Annotated in this window: 22 protein-coding genes and 2 pseudogenes; 12 read left to right on the top strand and 12 right to left on the bottom strand. The window is 45.6% G+C overall.

Annotated features, from left to right (window positions below):
• Nucleotides 1–135: 135 nt before the first annotated feature.
• Both AAGG74_RS21995 and AAGG74_RS22000 read left to right on the top strand, forming a co-directional pair.
• On the top strand, nt 136–294 hold the full coding sequence (locus AAGG74_RS21995; RefSeq protein WP_021481224.1) for a hypothetical protein: 159 nt from the start codon (nt 136–138) through the stop codon (nt 292–294).
• A gap of 385 nt (nt 295–679) precedes the next feature.
• Nucleotides 680–833: pseudogene (locus AAGG74_RS22000) on the top strand (hypothetical protein).
• A 119-nt stretch (nt 834–952) separates the two neighbouring features.
• On the opposite strand, the gene AAGG74_RS22005 reads toward AAGG74_RS22000, so the two are convergent.
• The gene (locus AAGG74_RS22005) at nt 953–2509 is read right to left on the bottom strand and encodes an ABC-F family ATP-binding cassette domain-containing protein (RefSeq protein ID WP_429677230.1); all 1557 of its coding nucleotides are present in this window, start codon (nt 2507–2509) and stop codon (nt 953–955) included.
• Between the two features lie 174 nt (nt 2510–2683).
• On the opposite strand from AAGG74_RS22005, the gene AAGG74_RS22010 reads away from it, so the two are divergent.
• Nucleotides 2684–3814 carry a DEAD/DEAH box helicase gene (locus AAGG74_RS22010; RefSeq protein WP_429677231.1) on the top strand — a complete coding sequence of 377 codons (1131 nt, stop codon included), beginning with the start codon at nt 2684–2686 and terminating at the stop codon, nt 3812–3814.
• Between the two features lie 68 nt (nt 3815–3882).
• Nucleotides 3883–4329: a GNAT family N-acetyltransferase gene (locus AAGG74_RS22015; protein ID WP_429677232.1), complete on the top strand. Its 447-nt coding sequence runs from the start codon at nt 3883–3885 to the stop codon at nt 4327–4329.
• A gap of 53 nt (nt 4330–4382) precedes the next feature.
• Here the strand turns inward: AAGG74_RS22015 and AAGG74_RS22020 are convergent, their stop codons facing one another.
• The 6 genes from AAGG74_RS22020 to AAGG74_RS22045 all read right to left on the bottom strand — a co-directional run bounded on the left by AAGG74_RS22020 (nt 4383) and on the right by AAGG74_RS22045 (nt 9873).
• Entirely contained in the window at nt 4383–5402 is a 1020-nt protein-coding gene (locus tag AAGG74_RS22020; protein ID WP_162102986.1) for an NADP-dependent oxidoreductase, read from the bottom strand.
• A 160-nt stretch (nt 5403–5562) separates the two neighbouring features.
• Complete coding sequence (gene yfmF, locus AAGG74_RS22025) at nt 5563–6366, bottom strand: Fe(3+)-citrate ABC transporter ATP-binding protein YfmF (RefSeq protein WP_162102985.1); 804 nt, start codon at nt 6364–6366, stop codon at nt 5563–5565.
• Nucleotides 6367–6378: 12 nt separating this feature from the next.
• Nucleotides 6379–7380, bottom strand: coding sequence for a Fe(3+)-citrate ABC transporter permease YfmE (gene yfmE / locus AAGG74_RS22030; RefSeq protein WP_429677233.1), 1002 nt, complete (start codon nt 7378–7380; stop codon nt 6379–6381).
• Entirely contained in the window at nt 7377–8378 is a 1002-nt protein-coding gene (gene fecD, locus AAGG74_RS22035) for a Fe(3+) dicitrate ABC transporter permease FecD (protein ID WP_162102983.1), read from the bottom strand. The genes yfmE and fecD overlap by 4 nt, the downstream gene beginning before the upstream one ends.
• 71 nt (nt 8379–8449) lie before the next feature.
• Entirely contained in the window at nt 8450–9397 is a 948-nt protein-coding gene (yfmC, locus tag AAGG74_RS22040; protein WP_162102982.1) for a Fe(3+)-citrate ABC transporter substrate-binding protein YfmC, read from the bottom strand.
• A gap of 107 nt (nt 9398–9504) precedes the next feature.
• A complete protein-coding gene (locus tag AAGG74_RS22045; protein ID WP_162102981.1) occupies nt 9505–9873 on the bottom strand; it encodes a YfmB family protein in 369 nt (122 codons plus the stop codon).
• 241 nt (nt 9874–10114) lie between these two features.
• On the opposite strand from AAGG74_RS22045, the gene AAGG74_RS22050 reads away from it, so the two are divergent.
• From AAGG74_RS22050 to nosA, 6 genes and pseudogenes are all read left to right on the top strand, one after another.
• Nucleotides 10115–10462, top strand: coding sequence for a YflT domain-containing protein (locus AAGG74_RS22050; protein ID WP_162102980.1), 348 nt, complete (start codon nt 10115–10117; stop codon nt 10460–10462).
• 191 nt (nt 10463–10653) lie between these two features.
• On the top strand, nt 10654–11916 hold the full coding sequence (locus tag AAGG74_RS22055; protein WP_429677235.1) for a pectate lyase: 1263 nt from the start codon (nt 10654–10656) through the stop codon (nt 11914–11916).
• A 127-nt stretch (nt 11917–12043) separates the two neighbouring features.
• Nucleotides 12044–13480: an anion permease gene (locus AAGG74_RS22060; protein WP_162102978.1), complete on the top strand. Its 1437-nt coding sequence runs from the start codon at nt 12044–12046 to the stop codon at nt 13478–13480.
• Between the two features lie 91 nt (nt 13481–13571).
• Nucleotides 13572–13740: pseudogene (locus AAGG74_RS22065) on the top strand (citrate transporter); the annotation flags it as partial.
• Nucleotides 13741–13795: 55 nt separating this feature from the next.
• Entirely contained in the window at nt 13796–14590 is a 795-nt protein-coding gene (locus AAGG74_RS22070; RefSeq protein WP_429677237.1) for an MBL fold metallo-hydrolase, read from the top strand.
• Between the two features lie 120 nt (nt 14591–14710).
• Complete coding sequence (gene nosA / locus AAGG74_RS22075) at nt 14711–15802, top strand: nitric oxide synthase (RefSeq protein WP_429677238.1); 1092 nt, start codon at nt 14711–14713, stop codon at nt 15800–15802.
• Here the strand turns inward: nosA and AAGG74_RS22080 are convergent.
• Nucleotides 15793–16068, bottom strand: coding sequence for an acylphosphatase (locus tag AAGG74_RS22080; RefSeq protein ID WP_429677239.1), 276 nt, complete (start codon nt 16066–16068; stop codon nt 15793–15795). The two genes, nosA and AAGG74_RS22080, sit on opposite strands and share 10 nt — an antisense overlap.
• A gap of 66 nt (nt 16069–16134) precedes the next feature.
• Between AAGG74_RS22080 and AAGG74_RS22085 the strand changes: the two genes are divergently transcribed.
• Nucleotides 16135–16800: an MOSC domain-containing protein gene (locus tag AAGG74_RS22085; protein WP_429677240.1), complete on the top strand. Its 666-nt coding sequence runs from the start codon at nt 16135–16137 to the stop codon at nt 16798–16800.
• A 41-nt stretch (nt 16801–16841) separates the two neighbouring features.
• Here AAGG74_RS22085 and AAGG74_RS22090 read toward each other — a convergent pair whose 3' ends face one another.
• The 4 genes from AAGG74_RS22090 to map all read right to left on the bottom strand — a co-directional run bounded on the left by AAGG74_RS22090 (nt 16842) and on the right by map (nt 18560).
• Nucleotides 16842–16979 carry a YflJ family protein gene (locus tag AAGG74_RS22090; protein ID WP_162102973.1) on the bottom strand — a complete coding sequence of 46 codons (138 nt, stop codon included), beginning with the start codon at nt 16977–16979 and terminating at the stop codon, nt 16842–16844.
• Between the two features lie 172 nt (nt 16980–17151).
• A complete protein-coding gene (locus AAGG74_RS22095) occupies nt 17152–17307 on the bottom strand; it encodes a hypothetical protein (protein ID WP_162102972.1) in 156 nt (51 codons plus the stop codon).
• Nucleotides 17308–17415: 108 nt separating this feature from the next.
• Complete coding sequence (locus tag AAGG74_RS22100; protein WP_429677242.1) at nt 17416–17730, bottom strand: DUF3243 domain-containing protein; 315 nt, start codon at nt 17728–17730, stop codon at nt 17416–17418.
• 80 nt (nt 17731–17810) lie between these two features.
• Nucleotides 17811–18560 (bottom strand): type I methionyl aminopeptidase, encoded by a 750-nt coding sequence (gene map, locus AAGG74_RS22105; protein ID WP_162102970.1) that lies wholly within the window; start codon nt 18558–18560, stop codon nt 17811–17813.
• 169 nt (nt 18561–18729) lie between these two features.
• Here map and nagE point away from each other — a divergent pair, with 169 nt between their 5' ends.
• The gene (nagE, locus tag AAGG74_RS22110; protein WP_429677244.1) at nt 18730–20088 is read left to right on the top strand and encodes an N-acetylglucosamine-specific PTS transporter subunit IIBC; all 1359 of its coding nucleotides are present in this window, start codon (nt 18730–18732) and stop codon (nt 20086–20088) included.
• The last annotated feature ends 7 nt before the right edge of the window (nt 20089–20095 follow it).

Genomic DNA, 20095 nt, shown 5'->3' on the forward strand with positions numbered 1-20095 from the left:
CAAGACGAAGTTTTATTAAAAAGTTTACGAATTAAAAGAGAAGGATTTGAAGTTCAGGAAACCATCTCTGAGTCTCGCCATGAAAATATTCAAAGAAGTGAGTACAATAATAATAAGGATTACAGAAAAGCTTTAATGTGGGAATCAATTCAAAATGGTAAAAGAGTAAACAAAATTTTTGAAAGTAAAGATGGTAACTATATTAGTAATTTTACAGTACAAGGTAATGTGGAGAAAATTGAGAAAGAATTAGTGTTTATTAGAGGGATTCTTGAAAAAGAAAAAAATAACTAATCAAATAATTTCAATATTACTTAGATACACTAGTTGACCTAAAATATATTTTAGTAAATAGTTGACAAGGTATTAGTTTTTTGGCACATTTATTTTGCACAATGGATTAATGTCTATTTTATGAATAGTTGGTGTCATTAATTTATATTATAGTATTAAAACAGGAAGGAAAAGAGAAAAAATGACTCAATTTTATTACCTAGCTGCAAAAAAACCATTAAAAACAGGTTTTTTTGGTCATACAAAAGCTACAACTAATAAAGGTCATCCAGTAAGGACAGGGCCTGAGGCAGCTGGTATTTATGTTGAAGAAATCGGAAATGTTTCTAATCATCTCACTTTACCTTATCAAGTACAAATTCATGAATATTTAGGCACTTTTGCAATGGACAAACCAGTACCTACAGAGTTAGATTTAAAATGTTTAGAAACGCTCTATCAATACATACACAGCGTCATGAAAAACAGCTTTTCAGTTGAGTGGTTCACCGCTTGGGCTGATGAGGAGGACTTTGAGTTGTCTGCCAAAAGAGAGCTGACACTTGATGAATTCACATCGCCATTGCAGCTCATTTTAAAAGACAGAGAGCTTTTGAGAATCGTTCAGAAAAAATGGCAGTAAAAAATCCGCCCTTCAGCAGGCGGATTTTTTTATGAATTAAAGCACCTTCGTCGTCCAAGACTCGCAGTTCCACGTTTCTGTCGCGATATCCATATAAAACTCTGGCTCATGGGAAATAAGCAGAATCGAGCCTTTGTATTCTTTTAGGGCGCGCTTGAGCTCTTCCTTTGCATCGACATCCAAGTGGTTTGTCGGCTCATCGAGCACCAGCAGATTTGTTTCTGAATTAATCAGCTTGCACAATCTGACTTTCGCTTTTTCGCCTCCGCTTAATACGGAGACGCGGCTTTCGATATGTTTTGTCGTCAGTCCGCATTTTGCCAGTGCGGCACGGATTTCATACTGGGTATAAGAAGGGAATTCGCTCCATACCTCTTCGATACACGTATTGTTGTTTGTTTCCTTGACCTCTTGCTCGAAATAGCCGGTAAAGAGATGCTCGCCGCGTTCAACCGAACCTTCAAGCGGCTGGATCTCACCAAGCAGGCTTTTCAGCAATGTCGTTTTTCCGATTCCGTTCGCGCCGTAAAGAGCGATTTTTTGGCCGCGCTCCATGCGGAGATTGAGCGGACGTGACAGCGGAGAATCGTAACCGATCACAAGATCCTTCGTTTCGAAAATCAGCTTGCCTGACGTTCTTGCCGGCTTGAAGTGAAATTCCGGCTTTGGCTTTTCTGCCGCAAGCTCAATCATATCCATCTTATCGAGTTTCTTTTGGCGGGACATCGCCATGTTTCTCGTGCTGACGCGCGCTTTGTTGCGGGCAACGAAATCCTTCAGCTCTGCAACTTCCTGCTGCTGCTTTTTGTAGGCCGCTTCAAGCTGCTGTTTCTTCACCTCGTAGACTTCCATAAACTGATGGTAGTCGCCGGCATAGCGTGTCAGCTCTTGATTTTCAACGTGATAAATCAGGTTGATGACGCTGTTTAAGAACGGAATATCATGGGAAATCAGGATAAACGCGTTCTCGTATTCCTGCAGGTAGCGTTTCAGCCATTCAATATGCTGTTCATCAAGATAGTTGGTCGGCTCATCGAGAAGCAGAATTTCCGGCTTTTCAAGGAGAAGCTTGGCGAGAAGAACCTTCGTGCGCTGTCCGCCGCTCAAGTCAGTGACATCGCGCTCCAAACCGATATCACTCAAACCGAGGCCGCGGGCGATTTCTTCCACCTTGGAATCAATGATATAAAAATCATTGTTCGTCAGCGCGTCTTGAATGACGCCGACTTCTTCGAGAAGCTTTTCAAGCTCATCGGGATCACTTTCACCCATTTTGTTGTAAATCTCATTCATTTCCTCTTCCATCGCAAATAAATAATAGAACGCGTCTTTCAGGACATCACGAATGGATTTTCCTTTTTCCAGAACAGTATGCTGATCCAGGTAGCCGACACGAACATTTTTTGACCATTCGACTTTTCCCTCATCAGGTTCAAGCTTTCCGGTAATAATATTCATGAAGGTCGATTTTCCTTCGCCGTTCGCGCCGATCAGCCCAACGTGTTCGCCTTTTAACAGACGGAAGGAGACGTTATTAAAAATGGCACGGTCACCGAAGCCGTGGCTTAAATCCTTTACAGATAAAATACTCATATTTACACCTCTATCGTTTATCAAACACGGGCAATCGCCGTGTAATATTCACCCTTTTGATTATAAAGGAGGAATCAGAATGTTGAAAGGTATAGGAAAGAAAAAGAAAAATTGCGTTCCGGGCGAGGTTTTGAGATACTATGGAATAGATTTCAAGAATTGAGGAGAACGAAAATGACGCAAACTTGGCCATTTTTACATAATGCACAATCATTTATACAAGAGAATTGGAATACCTCGGGCTTTCAAAAGCCAACTCCTGTACAGGAGCAGACAGCACAGCTGATCATGGACGGAAAGGATGTTATTGCGGAGTCGCCGACAGGCACGGGCAAAACACTTGCATACGCACTGCCAGTCTTAGAGAGGATCAAGCCTGACCAGAAGCATCCGCAGGCGGTGATTTTAGCGCCTTCCCGTGAGCTGGTGATGCAGATTTTTCAGGTGATTCAGGATTGGAAAGCAGGATCAGAGCTGCGTGCGGCTTCCTTAATCGGCGGGGCGAATGTAAAGAAGCAGCTCGAGAAGCTGAAAAAACACCCGCATATCATCGTTGGCACGCCGGGCAGGGTGTTTGAACTGATTAAAGCGAAGAAGCTCAAAATGCATGAAGTGAAAACAATCGTACTCGATGAAGCGGATCAGCTTATTCTGCCGGAGCATCGCGAAACGATGAAGCAAATCATTAAAACGACATTAAGAGACCGCCAGCTTCTTTGTTTTTCTGCCACGCTCAAAAAAGAAACAGAGGATGTACTTCGTGAATTGACGCAAGAGCCTGAAGTGCCGAAGGTACAGCGAAGCAAGACGGAAGCTGGAAAAGTGAAGCATCAATACCTAATTTGCGACCAGCGCGACAAGGTGAAGCTGCTGCAAAAGCTGTCAAGACTTCAAGGCATGCAGGCGCTCGTATTTGTGAGAGACATCGGCAACCTGAGTGTGTACGCGGAAAAGCTGGCGTATCACCATGTCGATCTCGGCGTTTTACACAGTGAAGCGAAAAAAATGGAGCGGGCGAAGATCATTGCCGCATTCGAAGACGGAGAATTCCCGCTCTTATTGGCAACTGATATTGCCGCACGCGGTTTAGATATTGAAAACCTGCCGTACGTGATTCATGCCGATATTCCTGACGAAGATGGCTATGTTCACAGATCAGGCCGAACAGGCCGGGCCGGAAAAGAAGGCAGTGTGCTGAGCCTCGTTACGAAATTGGAAGAATCAAAGCTGAAAAAAATGGCGAAGAAGCTTGGCGTGGAGCTGAGTGAAGCTGTTTATACAGGCGGAAAACTGAAGACAAAATAAAAAGGAGGGCGGAAAGCCCTCTTTTTTTGTTGTAAAATAATAGAAAATATTATACAGGGGGATGAGGAATGGTCTCAATAGACAGGTTTAAAATAATGGAGGAATCTGAGCTGGTAATTCTTAAACATTGGTTTAAAAATGAGGATACGAAACGGAGAATGGATGGGATGCTGCCATTAGGTATATGGTATGAACGAGTGAGTAAAGATAAAGAAGATACTGTTATCATGGCATATGATGGACAGCTGCCGGCGGGCATGGCCGTTATTGAGTTCGGAGAGAAGCGGACGTATATTGGATTGATCGTCAATCCTCTGCACCGTCTTCAAGGGTACGGAAAACAAATATTAAAAAAACTGCTGAACGAACCTGATTTTTCTAGTGTGCGGGAATGGGCTGCATGTATCGAAGAAGACAATCAAATCAGTTTGGCTTGCTTTCAAGCAGTTGGTTTTAAGTTGGAAGAAACGAAACCTGATGACGATGGGTTTTTCACTTTGACTCTTCGCTGCTGATGTCGAATAAACACAACAAGGAGGGCAAAAAGACCTCCTTGTTCAACGGCAATTTAACTCGGATCAGTGACTTTAATCAGCTGTTTCCCTTTATTTTCACCTTTAAATAAGCCGAGAAACGCGTCAGGAATGTTGTCGAAGCCGTCTGTGATCGTTTCCTCGTAATGGAGCTTGCCGTCCTTCAGCCATTCGGCCAGCTGTTTTGCTCCCTCAGAAAAGCGATCAGAGTAGTCGCTTACGATAAATCCTTGCATCAGTGCCTTCGTTTTAATCAGCTTTGATTGGACGCGAGGGCCCATGTCGTCTGCTTCACTTTCCGCGTTGTAGGAAGAAATGGCGCCGCACACCGGGACGCGGGCAAATTCATTAAGCAGATTCATGACCGCATCTGAAATCGGCCCGCCGACATTGTCAAAATACACATCAATACCGTCAGGACAAGCGTCTTCAAGCGCTTTTTGGATGTCATTTGCTGTTTTGTAATTGATGGCTTCGTCAAACTGAAGCTCCTGTTTTAAATACTTGATTTTTTCATCAGAGCCCGCGATGCCGACGACTCGCGCGCCTTTAATTTTAGCAATCTGTCCGACCGTTGAACCAACGGCTCCCGCAGCTCCGGAGACGACCACGGTTTCACCCTCTTTCGGACGCCCGATGTCCAGCAGTCCGAAGTATGCCGTCAAGCCGGTCATCCCTAAAATGCCTAGATAGGCCGAAGCGGGAGCGAGACTTGTATCAATTTTTCGCAAAGCGGACTCGCTTACAGCGGAAAATTCCTGCCAGCTGAGGTTTCCGATGGCAATATCACCTTTTTTCAAATGATCACCGTCTGACATAACTTCAGCGATGACCCCGCCGGAGAGCGCTTCATCCAGAGCGAACGGTTCAACATATGATTTTGTATCCTGCATACGTCCGCGCATGTAAGGATCAACCGATACATAAAGCGTTTTGACAAGCACTTCCCCTTGCTTTGCTTCGGGGACCGGAATGCTTTCAAAACGGAAGTCTTCGTGAACGGGAACACCCTTCGGACGTCTTGCTAATTGAATTTGCTGCTGAGATGCTGTCATTTTCATCCTCCTATCACTTTACTTGATTTGACACCACTGTAACATGGAGAGGAGTGGAAATACAAAAGGTAAGCTGGTATACGTCAATCGTTCTTTAATTTTGCTGAAAGAATAACAAAAGCTCAAAACGTTTATCGTTTTGAGCTTTTGTCCAGCATGTTTAAGTTGTCGCCCGTAATTTCGGGCACAGTCCCGTCGGCAGGCACATGGGCTTGTGGTCGATCGGGCTTCTCATGATGCAGCATTCCAAGCCGAAGACTTCACGGAAAAATGGCTGGGTAAACACATCTTCCGGTGTTCCGGCGTTATAGATTTTACCGTCCAGCACACTGACCAGATAGTCAGCATATTGAGCGGCCTGATTTAAATCATGAAGCACCATGACTATGGTGCGGCCATAATCACGGTTCAACCTTTTCAGCAGCTCGAGCACCTCAATCTGATGTGAGATGTCTAAATACGTAGTCGGCTCATCAAGCAACAGCAAATCAGTGCCTTGCGCAAGCGCCATGGAAATCCATGCTCTTTGTCGTTGGCCGCCTGACAGGGCATCCAGCGTGCGTTCTTTCAGCTCAATCATGCCTGTTGCTTCCAGCGCCCACTCTACCATGTCGTGATCCTCTTGGGTATGCTTGGATAACAGCTTTTTGTGAGGATGTCTGCCGAAATAGCATAATTCCTCTACCGTCAATCCTTCAGGGGCCTGAGGAGCTTGAGGAAGAATGGCCAGCTTTTTTGCGACTTCTTTGGACGGCTGGCGGTGGATATCTTTTCCTTCTAATAGGACCGTACCGCTTTTTGGAGCCATCAGCCTGGCGAGTGATTTAAGAATTGTTGATTTCCCGCAGCCATTGGCGCCGATGAGCGCAGTGATTTTTCCTTCTTCTATCTTTAAGTCGACTCCGTCAATAATCACTGTGCTGTCATATGAAAGAGTGAGCTGGTCTGCAGCCAGTTTTCCCATGGTATCCTCTCCCTACTGTTTCCTCGCTTCGAATTTCAATAAATATAAGAAATAAGGCGCGCCGATCACGGCTGTCAATATTCCGGCCGGTATTTCAACGGGGGGCATAATGCCGCGCCCTAGCGTATCTGAAATTAATAATATAATAGCACCAATCAGTGCCGATGCAGGCAGTAAATATTTAGCTTTTTCTCCGGCAAGCCGTCTGGCGATATGCGGAGCAAGCAAGCCGATAAAACCGATTGAGCCGACGACGGCTACACAGCTTCCCGCCAGTGCAACCGCGGTGAAAATCAGGGTGAATCTCAAACGGTTTGCGTTTTCTCCGAGACCCTGCGCAAGCTCATCACCGAGTGACATAAGATCCAGTTTCGGTATGAGAATGCAGACGATCGGCAAAAGAATCAAAAGCCATGGCACGAGCAGCTTGACTTCTTCCCAGTTTCTTCCCCAAAGGCTGCCTGTCAGCCAAATGAGTGCAGCATTCACATCGCCCGGAAACTTAACCATCATATATTGCATCCCGGCATGGCAGACCGCGCCTAAGGCGATGCCTGATAAAGCCAATGAAGAAGGCTGGATGCTTTTTTTACGGGCTATCACTAATAATAGTACAGCAATAATGGCTGCGCCGGCAAATGCGGAGAACGGAAGCACGTATACCGGTGATTCAGGGAAGACCAGAATGACCGCCATCGCGGCAAGCCCTGATCCTTTTGAAATGCCGACAACGTCCGGGGAAGCGAGCGGGTTGCGAATGACCCCCTGCAAAATCGCTCCGGCCGCGGCAAGCCCGGCACCGGCCAAAATCGCTAATAATATTCGCGGAAGACGGTATTGCTGGATAATGAATTCAAAGGAATGATCTATCCCCAGCAAATTCGCCACCACAGCACCCGGTGAAATGTATAATGCACCGAAACCAATGCTGATGACGGACAGAATGATCAGAAGTGCAGCCAATATAAGTATCGCCAGCAAGGGGCGTTTTTGTTTTCTAGTTGTTTTCTTCATTTCAGGTTTCGCCCTTTCCTTGCCAAATATAAGAAAAATGGTGTTCCAATAATCGCGGTGACGATGCCGACTGGTGATTCATAAGGAAATGCAATCCATCTGGCCAGAACATCTGCGTACACCAGCAAAATGGCTCCGAACAGCGCCGAAAACGGAAGGACGTATTGATAATGTTCTCCGATCAGCTTGCGGACAATATGCGGAATGAGAAGTCCGACAAAGCCGATCGGCCCGGCGACAGCTACGGAAGCGCCAGAAAGAATTAAGATGATAAAGCTGATCAGAATTCGGATGCCGTTCATATTTTGCCCGAGCCCTTTTGCTGTTTCGTCGCCGAGACCAAGTACAGAAACAGAACCGGAAAATACGAGAGCCAGTCCGATGCCGATGACAGAAAACGGAGCGATGGTCATGACGTCCTGCCAGTTGCTTCCGTCAATCGCGCCTGTCATCCAGTACAGCACATCCTCTCCCGACTCATTTAAGATAATGACGGCCTGTGTCATAGAGGAGAGGAACAAATGCACAGCCATTCCTGACAGCGCGAGCTTAACAGGCGTCATTCCGCCCGAGGAGGCAATCATGTACACAATCGCACCGCCAGCAGCCGCACCTGCAAAAGCGAATACTACCGAAGAGTAGGATGATGCCGGCAGAAGAACGAGAGAAGCAACGACAAAAAACGACGCACCCGCATTCACACCGAAAATTTGAGGTGAAGCCAGAGGGTTTCTGGTCATGGCTTGCATCAGCGCTCCTGCTACGGCCAGGCTCGCGCCGACAAAAACGCCGATTAATGTGCGGGGAAGACGAAGAGTAGAGATGATGAGCTGTTCCTTTGAACCATCCCATACAAAAAGATATTTCAATGAATCTATGATGCCGATGTCTGAGGCTCCTACTGAAAGATTCAGCCCAAGCCCGAATATGAAAATGATGAGTGCGATGGTGAACATCATCAGTCTTGATGATGAACGCCGTTTGGCAGAATGATACAACAGGTTCACTTCCTTACTGCGTCTGGTCAAAAACGAAGAAGCAAGGATTTCCCCCTCGCTTCTCTTTTGTCCTACTTATTATACACTTTTTTGAGCACGTCTTTGGCGCTTGTTTCACTAGACTTGATGCCTCTGAATCTTGTCCACGTGTCGCGGTCCGCATCATAGACTTGTCCATTTTTCACTGCTTTGAGGTTTTTCCAGATCGGATTCGTTTTCCACTCGTCTACAATGGTTTTGCCTTCGTTGGCAGAGATGAACAAAATATCAGGATCGATTTTGCTCAATTGCTCAAGGCTTACCTCTTGATAGGCATTATCAGACTTCACAGCGTGTGTAAAGCCGAGCATGCTGAAGATTTCTCCGTCATAGGATGATGACGTATGAAGCTGGAACGAATCAGCTCTTGCTACTCCGAGAGTAATATTACGGTTTTCATCTTTCGGAAGCTCCGCTTTTAGATTGTTAATGACTTTGTTGTGTTCGGCGAGCTTTTCTTTCCCTTCACTTTCTTTATTTAATGCTTTAGCGATCGTTGTGAAACTGTCGATCGTTTCGTCGTATGTCGCTTCCCGGCTCTTCAATTCAATCGTCGGTGCGATGTTTTTCAGCTGTTTGTAAATGTTTTTATGGCGTTTAGCGTCAGCGATGATTAAATCTGGGTTTAAAGAGCTGATAACCTCAAGATTCGGTTCGCTGCGTGTGCCGACAGATGTATAATCAATGGAGCTGCCGACAAGCTTTTTAATCATATCTTTTTTGTTGTCATCGGCGATACCCACCGGCGTAATGCCGAGATGATGAACAGCATCCAAAAATGAAAGCTCAAGGACAACTACCCGTTTAGGTGTGCCGCTTACTGGCGTTTTTCCTTCTTCGTGCCGGATCACTCTTGAATCCTTAGACTTGCTTTCGCCGCTTCCGCTGTTATTTTGGCTGGATGAACAGCCGGATATGATGAAGCAGGCAATCAATACAACACTCATGATGGCAATTAACTTGTTAGAATAGGTCCGCATGTCAATCTTCCTTTTTTAGATTTAGTAATGAGAATCATTATCACATGTAAACACTATAATAGTATGGCTTATGATGTCAATATTTTTTTAGCAGAGAAAGAGTGATGTTACTGCTTTCTCATGAAAGCATCGTCTGAGACAAATAAGTGGTATACAGTATTGCCGTGTTGGCGGGATAAATAGGCATTGGCATTGGCTTTAGAGGTTTCAAGCATATCATTATTGACATATGGAAGGAGAGTGCCGAGATAGCTGGACAATTTCTTTTCTATTTCTTCTGTGAGAGCAAATTCGATGTCGCCGATATTCATAATAATCGAAAACACAAAGTCGATATCAATATGAAAATGTTCCTCGGCAAAGACTGCAAGCTCGTGAATTCCGGGTGAACAGCCGACGCGCTGATGAAAAATCTGTTTGACTAAATCACTCACAACCCAAGCATTGTATTGCTGTTCTGGTGAAAAATATTGCATTAGACATACCTCCTGCTCGTACGGATATATAAAGCCATTCATGATCGTTTGCTCCGGGCAGCAGTTTCTCTTCAGTTTTAACTTTTCAGAAAATATTTTTTATTCCTATTACTTTACCACGCGCGGAAAGTAATGGCTACCACCATTCTTCCTGTTTTTCTCTTAATGTTCTAGAATCTGTTTCAGCAACATGGGATCGGGTATGAAAGAAATATAATAATCATGAAGGAGGAAGATCGAAATGAAACCAGTTGTAAAAGAGTATACAAACGACGAACAGCTCATGAAGGATGTAGAAGAATTACAGCAAATGGGTGTTGCGAAAGAAGATGTATACGTCTTATCTCACGACGATGACAGAACGGAACGGCTGGCAGACAACACGAATGCCAACACGATCGGAGCCAAAGAAACAGGTCTCAAACATGTGGTAGGCAACATGTTTAATAAAAAAGGAGACGAGCTCCGCAACAAAATTCATGAAATCGGCTTTTCTAAAGATGAGGCCGCACAATTCGAAAAACGTTTAGATGAAGGGAAAGTGCTTCTCTTTGTGACAGATAACGAAAAAGTGAAATCCTGGGCATAATCCAGTGATAGAACCCAAAAGGCGACCGTGAGCCTTTTGGGTTTTTTTGCGGTCTTTGCGGTATATGGTTTGCAGAATGCCGCAATGAGATAGCGGAACATTTTCGGTTCTGAGAGCCCCTCCATTTGCTATTATATTTGATGTGAAAATGGGAAAAATCACACAAAATAGAAACTGGGGGTTCAGAGCGAATGAAAAAAGTAATGTTAGCCGCTGCTCTGCTTTTAGGATTGACTCCCGCTGGCGTGAATGCAACTGATTTAGGCCATCAGGCATTAGGGTCAAATGATGGCTGGGGCGCGTATTCAACCGGAACGACAGGCGGATCTAAAGCATCGTCTTCGAACGTGTATACCGTCAGCAACAGAAACCAGCTTGTCTCGGCATTAGGCAAGAACACCAATACAACGCCCAAAATCATTTATATCAAGGGAACGATTGACATGAACGTGGATGATGATCTGAAGCCGCTTGACCTAAATGACTATAAAGATCCAGAGTACGAGTTGGACAAATATTTGAAAGCCTATGATCCTAGCACATGGGGCAAAAAAGAGCCATCGGGAACACAAGAGGAGGCGAGAGCACGCTCTCAGAAAAACCAAAAAGCACGCGTGGTGCTCGACATTCCTTCGAATACGACAATTGTCGGCTCGGGGACAAATGCCAAAATCGCGGGCGGGAATTTCCAGATCAAGAGTGATAACGTCATTATCCGCAATCTTGAATTCCGGGACGCCTATGATTATTTTCCGCAGTGGGATCCGACTGACGGCAGCTCAGGAAACTGGAACTCGCAATACGACAACATCACGATAAACGGCGGCACACACATATGGATTGATCATTGTACATTTAATGACGGCTCCCGTCCGGACAGCACATCACCAAAGTATTTCGGCAGAAAATATCAGCACCATGACGGCCAAACTGATGCCTCTAACGGCGCCAACTATATCACGATGTCTTACAATTATTATCACGACCATGATAAAAGCTCCATTTTCGGATCAAGCGACAGCAAAACATCCGATGACGGTAAATTAAAAATTACGCTGCACCACAACCGATATAAAAACATCGTTCAGCGCGCACCGAGAGTCCGCTTTGGACAGGTTCACGTATACAATAACTATTATGAAGGCAGCAAAAGCTCCTCAGGTTATGTGTTCAGCTATGCGTGGGGAATCGGAAAATCTTCTAAAATCTATGCTCAAAACAATGTCATTGACGTACCGGGACTTCCGGCTGCTAAAACGATCAGCGTGTTCAGTGGAGGAACGGCTTTATATGATTCCGGCACATTGCTGAATGGCACACAGATCAACGCATCAGCTACAAACGGGCTGAATTCTTCTGTCGGCTGGAAGCCTTCTCTGCATGGCACAATCGCCGCTTCCGCAAAGGTGGAATCGAATGTTATAAATCAAGCGGGTGCGGGTAAATTACATTAAGAAAGTAAAAAACACAAAGGGCTGCTCCCCTTTGTGTTTTTTAATTAATTAAAATGTTTATTAACTTAGTTAAGGAGTAAAATGATAACGGGGATCGGAAAACAAGTATATAGGAGGAGACCTATTTATGGCTTCAGAAAAAGACGCAGGAAAACAGTCAGCAGTCAAGCTTGTTCCACTACTGATTACTGTCGCTGTGGGATTAATTATCTGGTTTATTCCCACTCCGTCCGGACTTGAACCTAAAGCTTGGCATTTGTTTGCGATATTCGTCGCGACAATTATCGGCTTTATCTCCAAGCCCTTGCCAATGGGTGCAATTGCGATTTTTGCATTGGCGGTTACTGCACTAACTGGAACATTATCAATTGAGAATACGCTAAGCGGATTCGGGAATAAGACCATCTGGCTTATTGTCATCGCATTCTTTATTTCTCGGGGATTTATCAAAACCGGGCTCGGTGCGAGGATTTCGTATGTATTCGTTCAGAAATTCGGGAAGAAAACCCTTGGACTTTCTTATTCACTGCTGTTCAGTGATTTAATACTTTCACCTGCTATTCCAAGTAATACGGCGCGTGCAGGAGGCATTATATTTCCTATCATCAGATCATTATCCGAAACATTTGGATCAAGTCCGGCAAATGGAACAGAGAGAAAAATCGGTGCATTCTTATTAAAAACCGGTTTTCAGGGAAATCTGATTACATCTGCTATGTTTTTAACGGCGATGGCGGCGAACCCGCTGATTGCCAAGCTGGCCCATGATGTCGCAGGGGTGGACTTAACATGGACAAGCTGGGCGATTGCCGCGATTGTACCTGGGCTTGTAAGTTTAATCATCACACCGCTTGTGATCTACAAGCTGTATCCGCCGGAAATTAAAGAAACACCGGATGCGGCGAAAATCGCAACAGAAAAACTGAAAGAAATGGGGCCATTTAAGAAATCAGAACTTTCTATGGTAATCGTTTTTCTTTTGGTGCTTGCGCTTTGGATTTTTGGCGGAAGCTTCAACATCGACGCAACCACAACCGCATTGATCGGTTTGGCCGTTCTTTTATTATCACAGGTTCTGACTTGGGATGATATCAAAAAAGAACAGGGCGCTTGGGATACGCTCACTTGGTTTGCGGCGCTTGTCATGCTGGCCAACTTCCTGAATGAGCTGGGCATGGTGTCTTGGTTCAGTAATGCTATGAAATCATCTGTATCTGGATTCTCTTGGATTGTGGCATTCTTAATTTTAATTGTTGTGTATTTCTATTCACATTACTTCTTTGCAAGTGCGACAGCCCATATCAGCGCGATGTATTCAGCATTTTTGGCTGTCATCGTAGCAGCGGGCGCACCGCCGCTTCTCGCAGCTCTCAGCCTCGCGTTCTTCAGTAACTTGTTCGGATCAACGACTCACTACGGTGCTGGAGCAGCTCCAGTTTTCTTTGGAGCGGGCTACGTTCCGCAAAGCAAATGGTGGTCCATCGGATTTATCCTCTCGATCGTCCATATTGTCGTATGGCTTGTGATCGGCGGATTATGGTGGAAAGTACTTGGAATATGGTAGAAGAAAAAGGCAGACCGCGTCTGCCTTTTTTATTTTAAAGAAAGCCCCTGTACACCATATTTCTTCCTGTAAGGCAGAAATGTGGTGAAAAACTATCATCAGCCAGCCGATTCATATGCTTAGCCCGACTGTGCCATCCATTCGTCGGACGAGGGGCAATTGACGATCACTAAAAAGCTGCATTGATGCGGGCGATTCTCGTGGTTATCGTCATAACGGCTGTTGCTCTATTGATAGGCGCGATCTCTATTTCCGTATGATAATTCAGGCGTAATGACACACACTAACGGCATACAACATTCCGGAGGTGTCATTATGAGTGATCCTTATATGCCGCTGACTTCAGTCAGAAGCGGAACGGGGTTCGAGGCGGCAAAAGGGGTGCACGGCCTGACTGTGCAAATTGCGAATGTCTATTTTATTCAGCTGCCTTCTGAACCTCACTCATTTGTTTTAATTGATGCCGGCATGCCTCAATCAGCCGGCATGATTGTCAATGAAGCCAAACAAAGATTCGGTGAAGGGTTTCAGCTGAAGGCGATTATCCTCACACACGGGCACTTTGACCATATTGGGGCAATCGAAGAGATCCTTGAACATTGGGATGTACCTGTTTATGTCCATTCTCGGGAAATGCCCTATGTAACAGGGAAAGCGGATTATCCTCCGGCTCGTCCCGACAGCAAAAGCGGGCTGGTCGCCAAGCTGTCGCCGCTGTTTCCGCGGCACTCTATCGATATTTCCTCACATGTGCAAGTACTGCCGGAAGACGGCTCCGTACCGTTTCTTGACGAGTGGATATGGATAGCGACACCGGGGCACACCCCCGGCCATATTTCGTTATTCCGCGAGGACGGACGCGTGCTTGTGGCAGGTGATGCTGTTATTACGGTTGAACAAGAGAAAATGACAGATGTCTTGATTCAAAAACAGGAGCTTCATGGACCGCCGGCTTATTTTACGCCTGACACTGAGACGGCTGCCGAATCCATTCAGCAGCTCGCCGGCCTTGAACCGGAAGCACTGCTGACCGGGCATGGCATTCCGATGACCGGCCAAAACTTTCGAAGTGACTTAACAGAATTGTCAAATCGCCTATCGTCTCTTTGACACCTGCACATGCGGGTGTTTTTTTATTGTCTTTCCAAGAAGATACAGAAAAATCATTTGTCTTCCCGCTTAAAAACGATACAATGAAAAGCATGAATGTGATGTGAAGGAGAGAGTTTGTTGAAAGAAAAAGAAATACTCTGGAATGAAGCGAAGGCGTTTATTGCTGTGTGCTATCAAGAATTGGGAAAGGGGGAGGAAGCGTACGATCGTCTTGATAACATTAAACGTGAAATTGACCGGACAGGAAGCTATGTACATACGAAGGAAGAGCTTGAGCACGGGGCGAAGATGGCTTGGAGAAACAGCAACCGCTGTATTGGCAGATTGTTTTGGAATTCGCTGAATGTCATTGACAGGCGTGACGTCTCGACAAAAGAAGAAGTGCGCGACGCTCTCTTTCATCATATTGAAACCGCAACCAATAACGGGAAAATCAGGCCGACTATTACAATTTTCCCTCCGGAAGAGAAGGGTGAAAAGCAAGTCGAGATTTGGAATCATCAGCTGATTCGGTATGCTGGGTATGAATCAGACGGAGAAAAAATCGGCGACCCGGCTTCTTGTTCCCTGACCGCAGCCTGCGAACAGCTCGGCTGGCGCGGAGAACGAACGGATTTTGACCTGCTGCCGCTCATTTTTCGCATGAAGGGCGACGAACAGCCGGTCTGGTATGAGCTGCCTCGTTCTCTTGTCATCGAGGTTCCAATCACACATCCTGAAATCGAAGCGTTTTCTGATCTGAAGCTGAAATGGTACGGGATACCGATCATTTCGGATATGAAGCTTGAAGTCGGCGGCATTCATTATAATGCCGCGCCGTTTAACGGCTGGTATATGGGCACAGAGATCGGAGCAAGAAACCTGGCAGATGACAAGCGGTACGACATGCTCAAAAAAGTGGCGTCCGTTATCGGGATTTCTACGGATTACAATACGGATTTATGGAAGGATCGGGCGCTTGTAGAATTGAATAAAGCTGTGCTTCACTCGTATAAAAAGCAAGGTGTCAGCATCGTTGACCATCATACGGCCGCAAGCCAGTTTAAACGGTTTGAAGATCAGGAGGAAGAAGCGGGCAGAAAGCTGACGGGAGACTGGACGTGGCTGATTCCGCCGATTTCGCCAGCTGCCACACATATCTTCCACCGGTCCTATGACAACTCAATCGTTAAGCCAAATTACTTTTATCAGGACAAGCCTTACGAGTAAACAATAGAAAATCGGTGATGGCCTTCAAGGCTGCGGGATTCTGTGACAGAGACGTCGGTGACCTTTGAGAAAGGGCTGCCTTTCTTTACAGCTTCAACAAACGATTGTAAGGCGTTTTCTGGGCCTTCAGCCAAAATCTCAACCCGGCCGTCATCACGATTTTTGACCCAGCCGGCCAATTTTCGTTTATCAGCTTCCATTTGAACAAAATAGCGAAAACCCACACCTTGAACCCGGCCGTTTACAATGATTCGGTATTGAAGCATGTGAAAACCACCTTTTCTTTTTATGATAATCAATCATTTTACAACCTGTAAAGGGGATGTGTTTGTATGAAGCCAGCGCATTATTCAGTTCTTTCTCTTAATCTGGGAAAGCCGCAGACGCTTGAGTATGACGGCAAGAAAATCGAAACCGGCATCATGAAGCGGCCGGCTGATTCCGCTGTCATGCTGTATCGGACGAATTTTGAAGGAGACGGACAGGCGGACCTCATCAATCACGGCGGACCTGATAAGGCTGTCTGTGTCTACCCGGCAGCGCATTATCCGTTTTGGGAAGAGTTCCTCTCAAGACCGCTGCCCAGCGCCGCATTTGGTGAAAATCTGACGATCGCGGGTCTGACCGAGGAGAACGTTTTCATCGGGGATATATTCCAGCTTGATGAAGCTGTTGTTCAGATTAGCCAGCCCCGCCAGCCATGTGTAAAATTGGCGAAAAGGTTTGGCGTAAAGGAAATGGTGTTAAAGGTACAGCAAACCGGCTATACCGGCTTTTATTTTCGTGTTTTGGAAGAGGGCAGAGTGGCTCCTGACCCCAAGCTGGAATTGCTGTCCAGAGGAGAGAAAGCCATATCAGTCCAATTTGCGAACCGCATCAAATATCATGACGTAAAAAACCTCGCTGCCATTGACCGGATTTTAAGTGAAGGCGCGCTGTCGGCAAGCTGGAAAGCCTCCTTTATGAAAAAAAAGGACCGGCTGCTGCCTGTTGAATAGAAAAAAAGCCGCGCCTATCAATGTGCGCGGCTTTATCATTTTTAAGATGTTTTTTTCTTTGTTTCAAGCAGGTTGGCAAGAAAATAGGTTTTAAAGCTCTGAAGCTTTCTTCCTTCGTGGTGCGTGATCCCCTGCTTTTTCAATTCTGCCACATACCAGCCTTTACTGCCGTAATGCATGTCAGAAAACTCCTTTCCCTATCTCTCCCAATGGAGAGGATTTTACCAAGCGATTGGCATTGTAACATCTATGGAAAGATGCTGAAAAGGGGTGCGGGAAAAACTAAGCCATTCGCACTAGATGCACGAATGTTCTTCTGTATGTATATGCAGGGTAAAGGCTGAATATGATTTAGTGGCCAGTTAGTTTGGCTATGACAACGCCGAATGTCATAATGCTGAAAACAATGCCGATATATGTGAGCATCCCGTTTTTTTTCTTTACGCCGTAAACGGTTATCATGATGCCTTCAATGAAAAAAATGATGCCGAAAATAATAAACCACATGCAGATAAAGGCTCCTTTCACAGACATAATAGTAGTGTAGCATATCTGGAGGAGCCGGGCTGTGACAATATCAAAAAAGCCGGGCGCATATATCGCCCGGCTCTTGTTTTATTGCTTATCAACCAATTTGACAAGCAGCTGTGCCAAATGTTTTTTCTCATTTTCGTCCGCAACGCTCCACAGCTCTTGCAGCAGCATTTCTTCACTGTTGTGCGGCTCTTCGTGCTTAGCGAGGTAGTCTCCCAGGATTGCGGCGCTTTTCACAAGCTTGCTGTCATCCAATCCCATCTTTTTGCCTCGGTTCACTTGTTTACTCAAGTATTCTTTAAATTCCTCAAAGTCTTTTAAAATCTCTTCTTTGTTTGTGCCGTGCATGGCATTCAATTCGTTTTCAATTTGGATTTTTTCTTGATCTCTGTTCATGATAGGCCTCCTCCTGCAGAATAGTGGTGTTTTACCTGCAATTAGAGGAAGTTAAACCTTTCGCCATACCGGAATGTGTTTTACAGCTTTGTCAGGATAATCGGTTCGTCTTTTGTAATGACGATCGTGTGTTCAACCTGTGCAACCATGCTTTTATCCGGTGTCTTGAACGTCCAGCCGTCTCCAGCTTCAACAATCGTTTCCGCTTTCGTTGAAACAAACGGTTCAAGCGCGATGACTGTGCCGTTTTTGAAAAGCGCGTTATCAAACGGATCATAATAATTCATGATGTGGTTAGGCGCTTCATGAAGGCTTCTGCCAATTCCGTGGCCGGTAAGGGTTTTGATGACGGTAAAGCCTTGAGAGCGTGCTTCATGATAAACGGCTCTGCCGATTTGGTTCTGGCGCTTACCTGCTTTTGCCTGCTTCAGCCCTTTTTGAAAAGCGTCTTCCGCACATTGGCAAAGCTTATGAAGGCGTTCTTCTCCTTCACCGAGCACAAATGAAATGCCTGTGTCGGAATAGAAGCCGCCGAATTCAGCGGAGATGTCAATGTTCACAAGATCTCCGGCTTTTAAAATGGTGGAAGTGCTTGGTATGCCGTGAGCCACTTCATCATTTACGCTGATGCATGTCACGCCCGGAAAGTCGTATTCTTTTTCAGGGGCTGAAACGGCGCCATGTTCATCAAGCACCGCTTTCCCGATCAGGTCAAGGTCTTTTGTGCTCATGCCCGGCTCTGCTTTCTGTTTCATTTCTTCACGCGCCAATGCGACAATTCTGCCGATTTTTTTCAGGCCTTCTAATTCTTGATCGTTTGTTACAATCATCTGTCATTCCTGCTTTCTTTTTAAATAATCTAGTTTAAGCTTACCACAACTGTCTTAAAAATAGGAAACACACGGACCTGCAAAAACAAAGAAATACCCGGGGAAATCGGTATAGATCGTTAAATATCCCATATGGTATATTTGAAAAAAAGGGATGAGGGGGATGGGGATGCTTTCATTTTTACAAAAGCTCGGGAAGTCGTTTATGCTTCCGATTGCGGTTCTTCCTGCGGTGGGCATTATCCTTGCGCTTGGGAGAGAGGATGTATTAGATATCCCGTTTATCTATCAAGCGGGAACATCGGTTTTTGATCATCTGCCGCTTATTTTCGCGATCGGAATCGCCATCGGTATATCAAAGGACAGCAATGGGGCCGCAGGATTATCAGGAGCAATATCATATCTGATGCTTGATGCGGCGACAAAGACAATTGATAAAACAAACAACATGGCGGTGTTTGGGGGAATCATTGCCGGTTTAATTGCGGGTTACACCTATAACCGCTTCAAAGATACAAAGCTGCCTGAATATCTCGGATTTTTCAGCGGCAGAAGGCTTGTGCCGATTGTAACAGCCATTATAACGATTATTTTGGCAGGCCTATTTGGCATCATTTGGCCGCCGATTCAATCGGGGATTAACGAGTTTGGGGAATGGATGCTGGGACTCGGGAGCGTCGGAGCAGGCCTATTCGGCCTGTTCAACCGGCTGTTAATCCCGCTTGGCCTTCATCACGTGCTGAACAATATTTTCTGGTTCCAATTTGGAGAATATAATGGAGTGACAGGGGATCTGGCACGATTTTTCGCGAAAGATCCGACAGCAGGGACATATATGACCGGCTTCTTCCCAATCATGATGTTCGGTCTGCCGGCGGCGTGTCTGGCCATGATTGTGACTGCCAAGCCCTCCAAACGGAAAGCAACGGCAGGAATGATGATCGGCTTTGCTTTGACGGCATTTATTACAGGGATTACAGAACCGATTGAGTTTGCATTTATGTTTTTATCGCCGCTCTTATACGCTGTTCACGCGGTCCTGACCGGGCTGTCTTTATTTATTGTTAACTGGCTCGGCATTCGCACGGGTTTCTCCTTTTCAGCCGGTGCTATCGATTATGTGCTTAGCTATGGTATTGCAGAAAAACCGCTGCTGCTGCTTCTGATAGGTATATGCTATGCGGCAGTCTATTTTATCGTGTTTTATGTGCTGATTAAGGCATTGAATTTAAAAACGCCGGGACGGGAAGATGATGATGTGGGTGAAGTGCTGGATGAAAATACTGTTCAGGATGTGAATGAAAACATAATGCTGAAGGGGCTCGGCGGAAAAGAAAACCTTCAAACCATTGACCATTGCGCGACAAGGCTGCGGCTAACTGTGAAAGATGCCGCTTTGGTTGATGAAGCGCTGCTAAAGTTAGCAGGCGCAAAAGGGGTCGTTAAATCAGGCGGACCATCGGTTCAAGTCATCATTGGGCCAAATGTGGAATTCGCGGCGGAGGAATTGAGAGCTGCGGTGAAATAAAAAAGCG

The organism is Bacillus mexicanus (assembly GCF_050445615.1).
In the GTDB taxonomy this organism is placed as follows: domain Bacteria; phylum Bacillota; class Bacilli; order Bacillales; family Bacillaceae; genus Bacillus; species Bacillus mexicanus.

Excerpts from the sequence above, each read along its gene's own strand:
- AAGG74_RS21995 (WP_021481224.1), top strand. The coding sequence starts at position 136 with ATGTGGGAATCAATTCAAAATGGTAAAAGAGTAAACAAAATTTTTGAA.
- AAGG74_RS22005 (WP_429677230.1), bottom strand. The coding sequence starts at position 2,509 with ATGAGTATTTTATCTGTAAAGGATTTAAGCCACGGCTTCGGTGACCGT.
- AAGG74_RS22010 (WP_429677231.1), top strand. The coding sequence starts at position 2,684 with ATGACGCAAACTTGGCCATTTTTACATAATGCACAATCATTTATACAA.
- AAGG74_RS22015 (WP_429677232.1), top strand. The coding sequence starts at position 3,883 with ATGGTCTCAATAGACAGGTTTAAAATAATGGAGGAATCTGAGCTGGTA.
- AAGG74_RS22020 (WP_162102986.1), bottom strand. The coding sequence starts at position 5,402 with ATGACAGCATCTCAGCAGCAAATTCAATTAGCAAGACGTCCGAAGGGT.
- yfmF (WP_162102985.1), bottom strand. The coding sequence starts at position 6,366 with ATGGGAAAACTGGCTGCAGACCAGCTCACTCTTTCATATGACAGCACA.
- yfmE (WP_429677233.1), bottom strand. The coding sequence starts at position 7,380 with ATGAAGAAAACAACTAGAAAACAAAAACGCCCCTTGCTGGCGATACTT.
- yfmC (WP_162102982.1), bottom strand. The coding sequence starts at position 9,397 with ATGCGGACCTATTCTAACAAGTTAATTGCCATCATGAGTGTTGTATTG.
- AAGG74_RS22045 (WP_162102981.1), bottom strand. The coding sequence starts at position 9,873 with ATGCAATATTTTTCACCAGAACAGCAATACAATGCTTGGGTTGTGAGT.
- AAGG74_RS22050 (WP_162102980.1), top strand. The coding sequence starts at position 10,115 with ATGAAACCAGTTGTAAAAGAGTATACAAACGACGAACAGCTCATGAAG.
- AAGG74_RS22055 (WP_429677235.1), top strand. The coding sequence starts at position 10,654 with ATGAAAAAAGTAATGTTAGCCGCTGCTCTGCTTTTAGGATTGACTCCC.
- AAGG74_RS22060 (WP_162102978.1), top strand. The coding sequence starts at position 12,044 with ATGGCTTCAGAAAAAGACGCAGGAAAACAGTCAGCAGTCAAGCTTGTT.
- AAGG74_RS22070 (WP_429677237.1), top strand. The coding sequence starts at position 13,796 with ATGAGTGATCCTTATATGCCGCTGACTTCAGTCAGAAGCGGAACGGGG.
- AAGG74_RS22080 (WP_429677239.1), bottom strand. The coding sequence starts at position 16,068 with ATGCTTCAATACCGAATCATTGTAAACGGCCGGGTTCAAGGTGTGGGT.
- AAGG74_RS22085 (WP_429677240.1), top strand. The coding sequence starts at position 16,135 with ATGAAGCCAGCGCATTATTCAGTTCTTTCTCTTAATCTGGGAAAGCCG.
- AAGG74_RS22090 (WP_162102973.1), bottom strand. The coding sequence starts at position 16,979 with ATGCATTACGGCAGTAAAGGCTGGTATGTGGCAGAATTGAAAAAGCAG.
- AAGG74_RS22095 (WP_162102972.1), bottom strand. The coding sequence starts at position 17,307 with ATGTGGTTTATTATTTTCGGCATCATTTTTTTCATTGAAGGCATCATG.
- AAGG74_RS22100 (WP_429677242.1), bottom strand. The coding sequence starts at position 17,730 with ATGAACAGAGATCAAGAAAAAATCCAAATTGAAAACGAATTGAATGCC.
- map (WP_162102970.1), bottom strand. The coding sequence starts at position 18,560 with ATGATTGTAACAAACGATCAAGAATTAGAAGGCCTGAAAAAAATCGGC.
- nagE (WP_429677244.1), top strand. The coding sequence starts at position 18,730 with ATGCTTTCATTTTTACAAAAGCTCGGGAAGTCGTTTATGCTTCCGATT.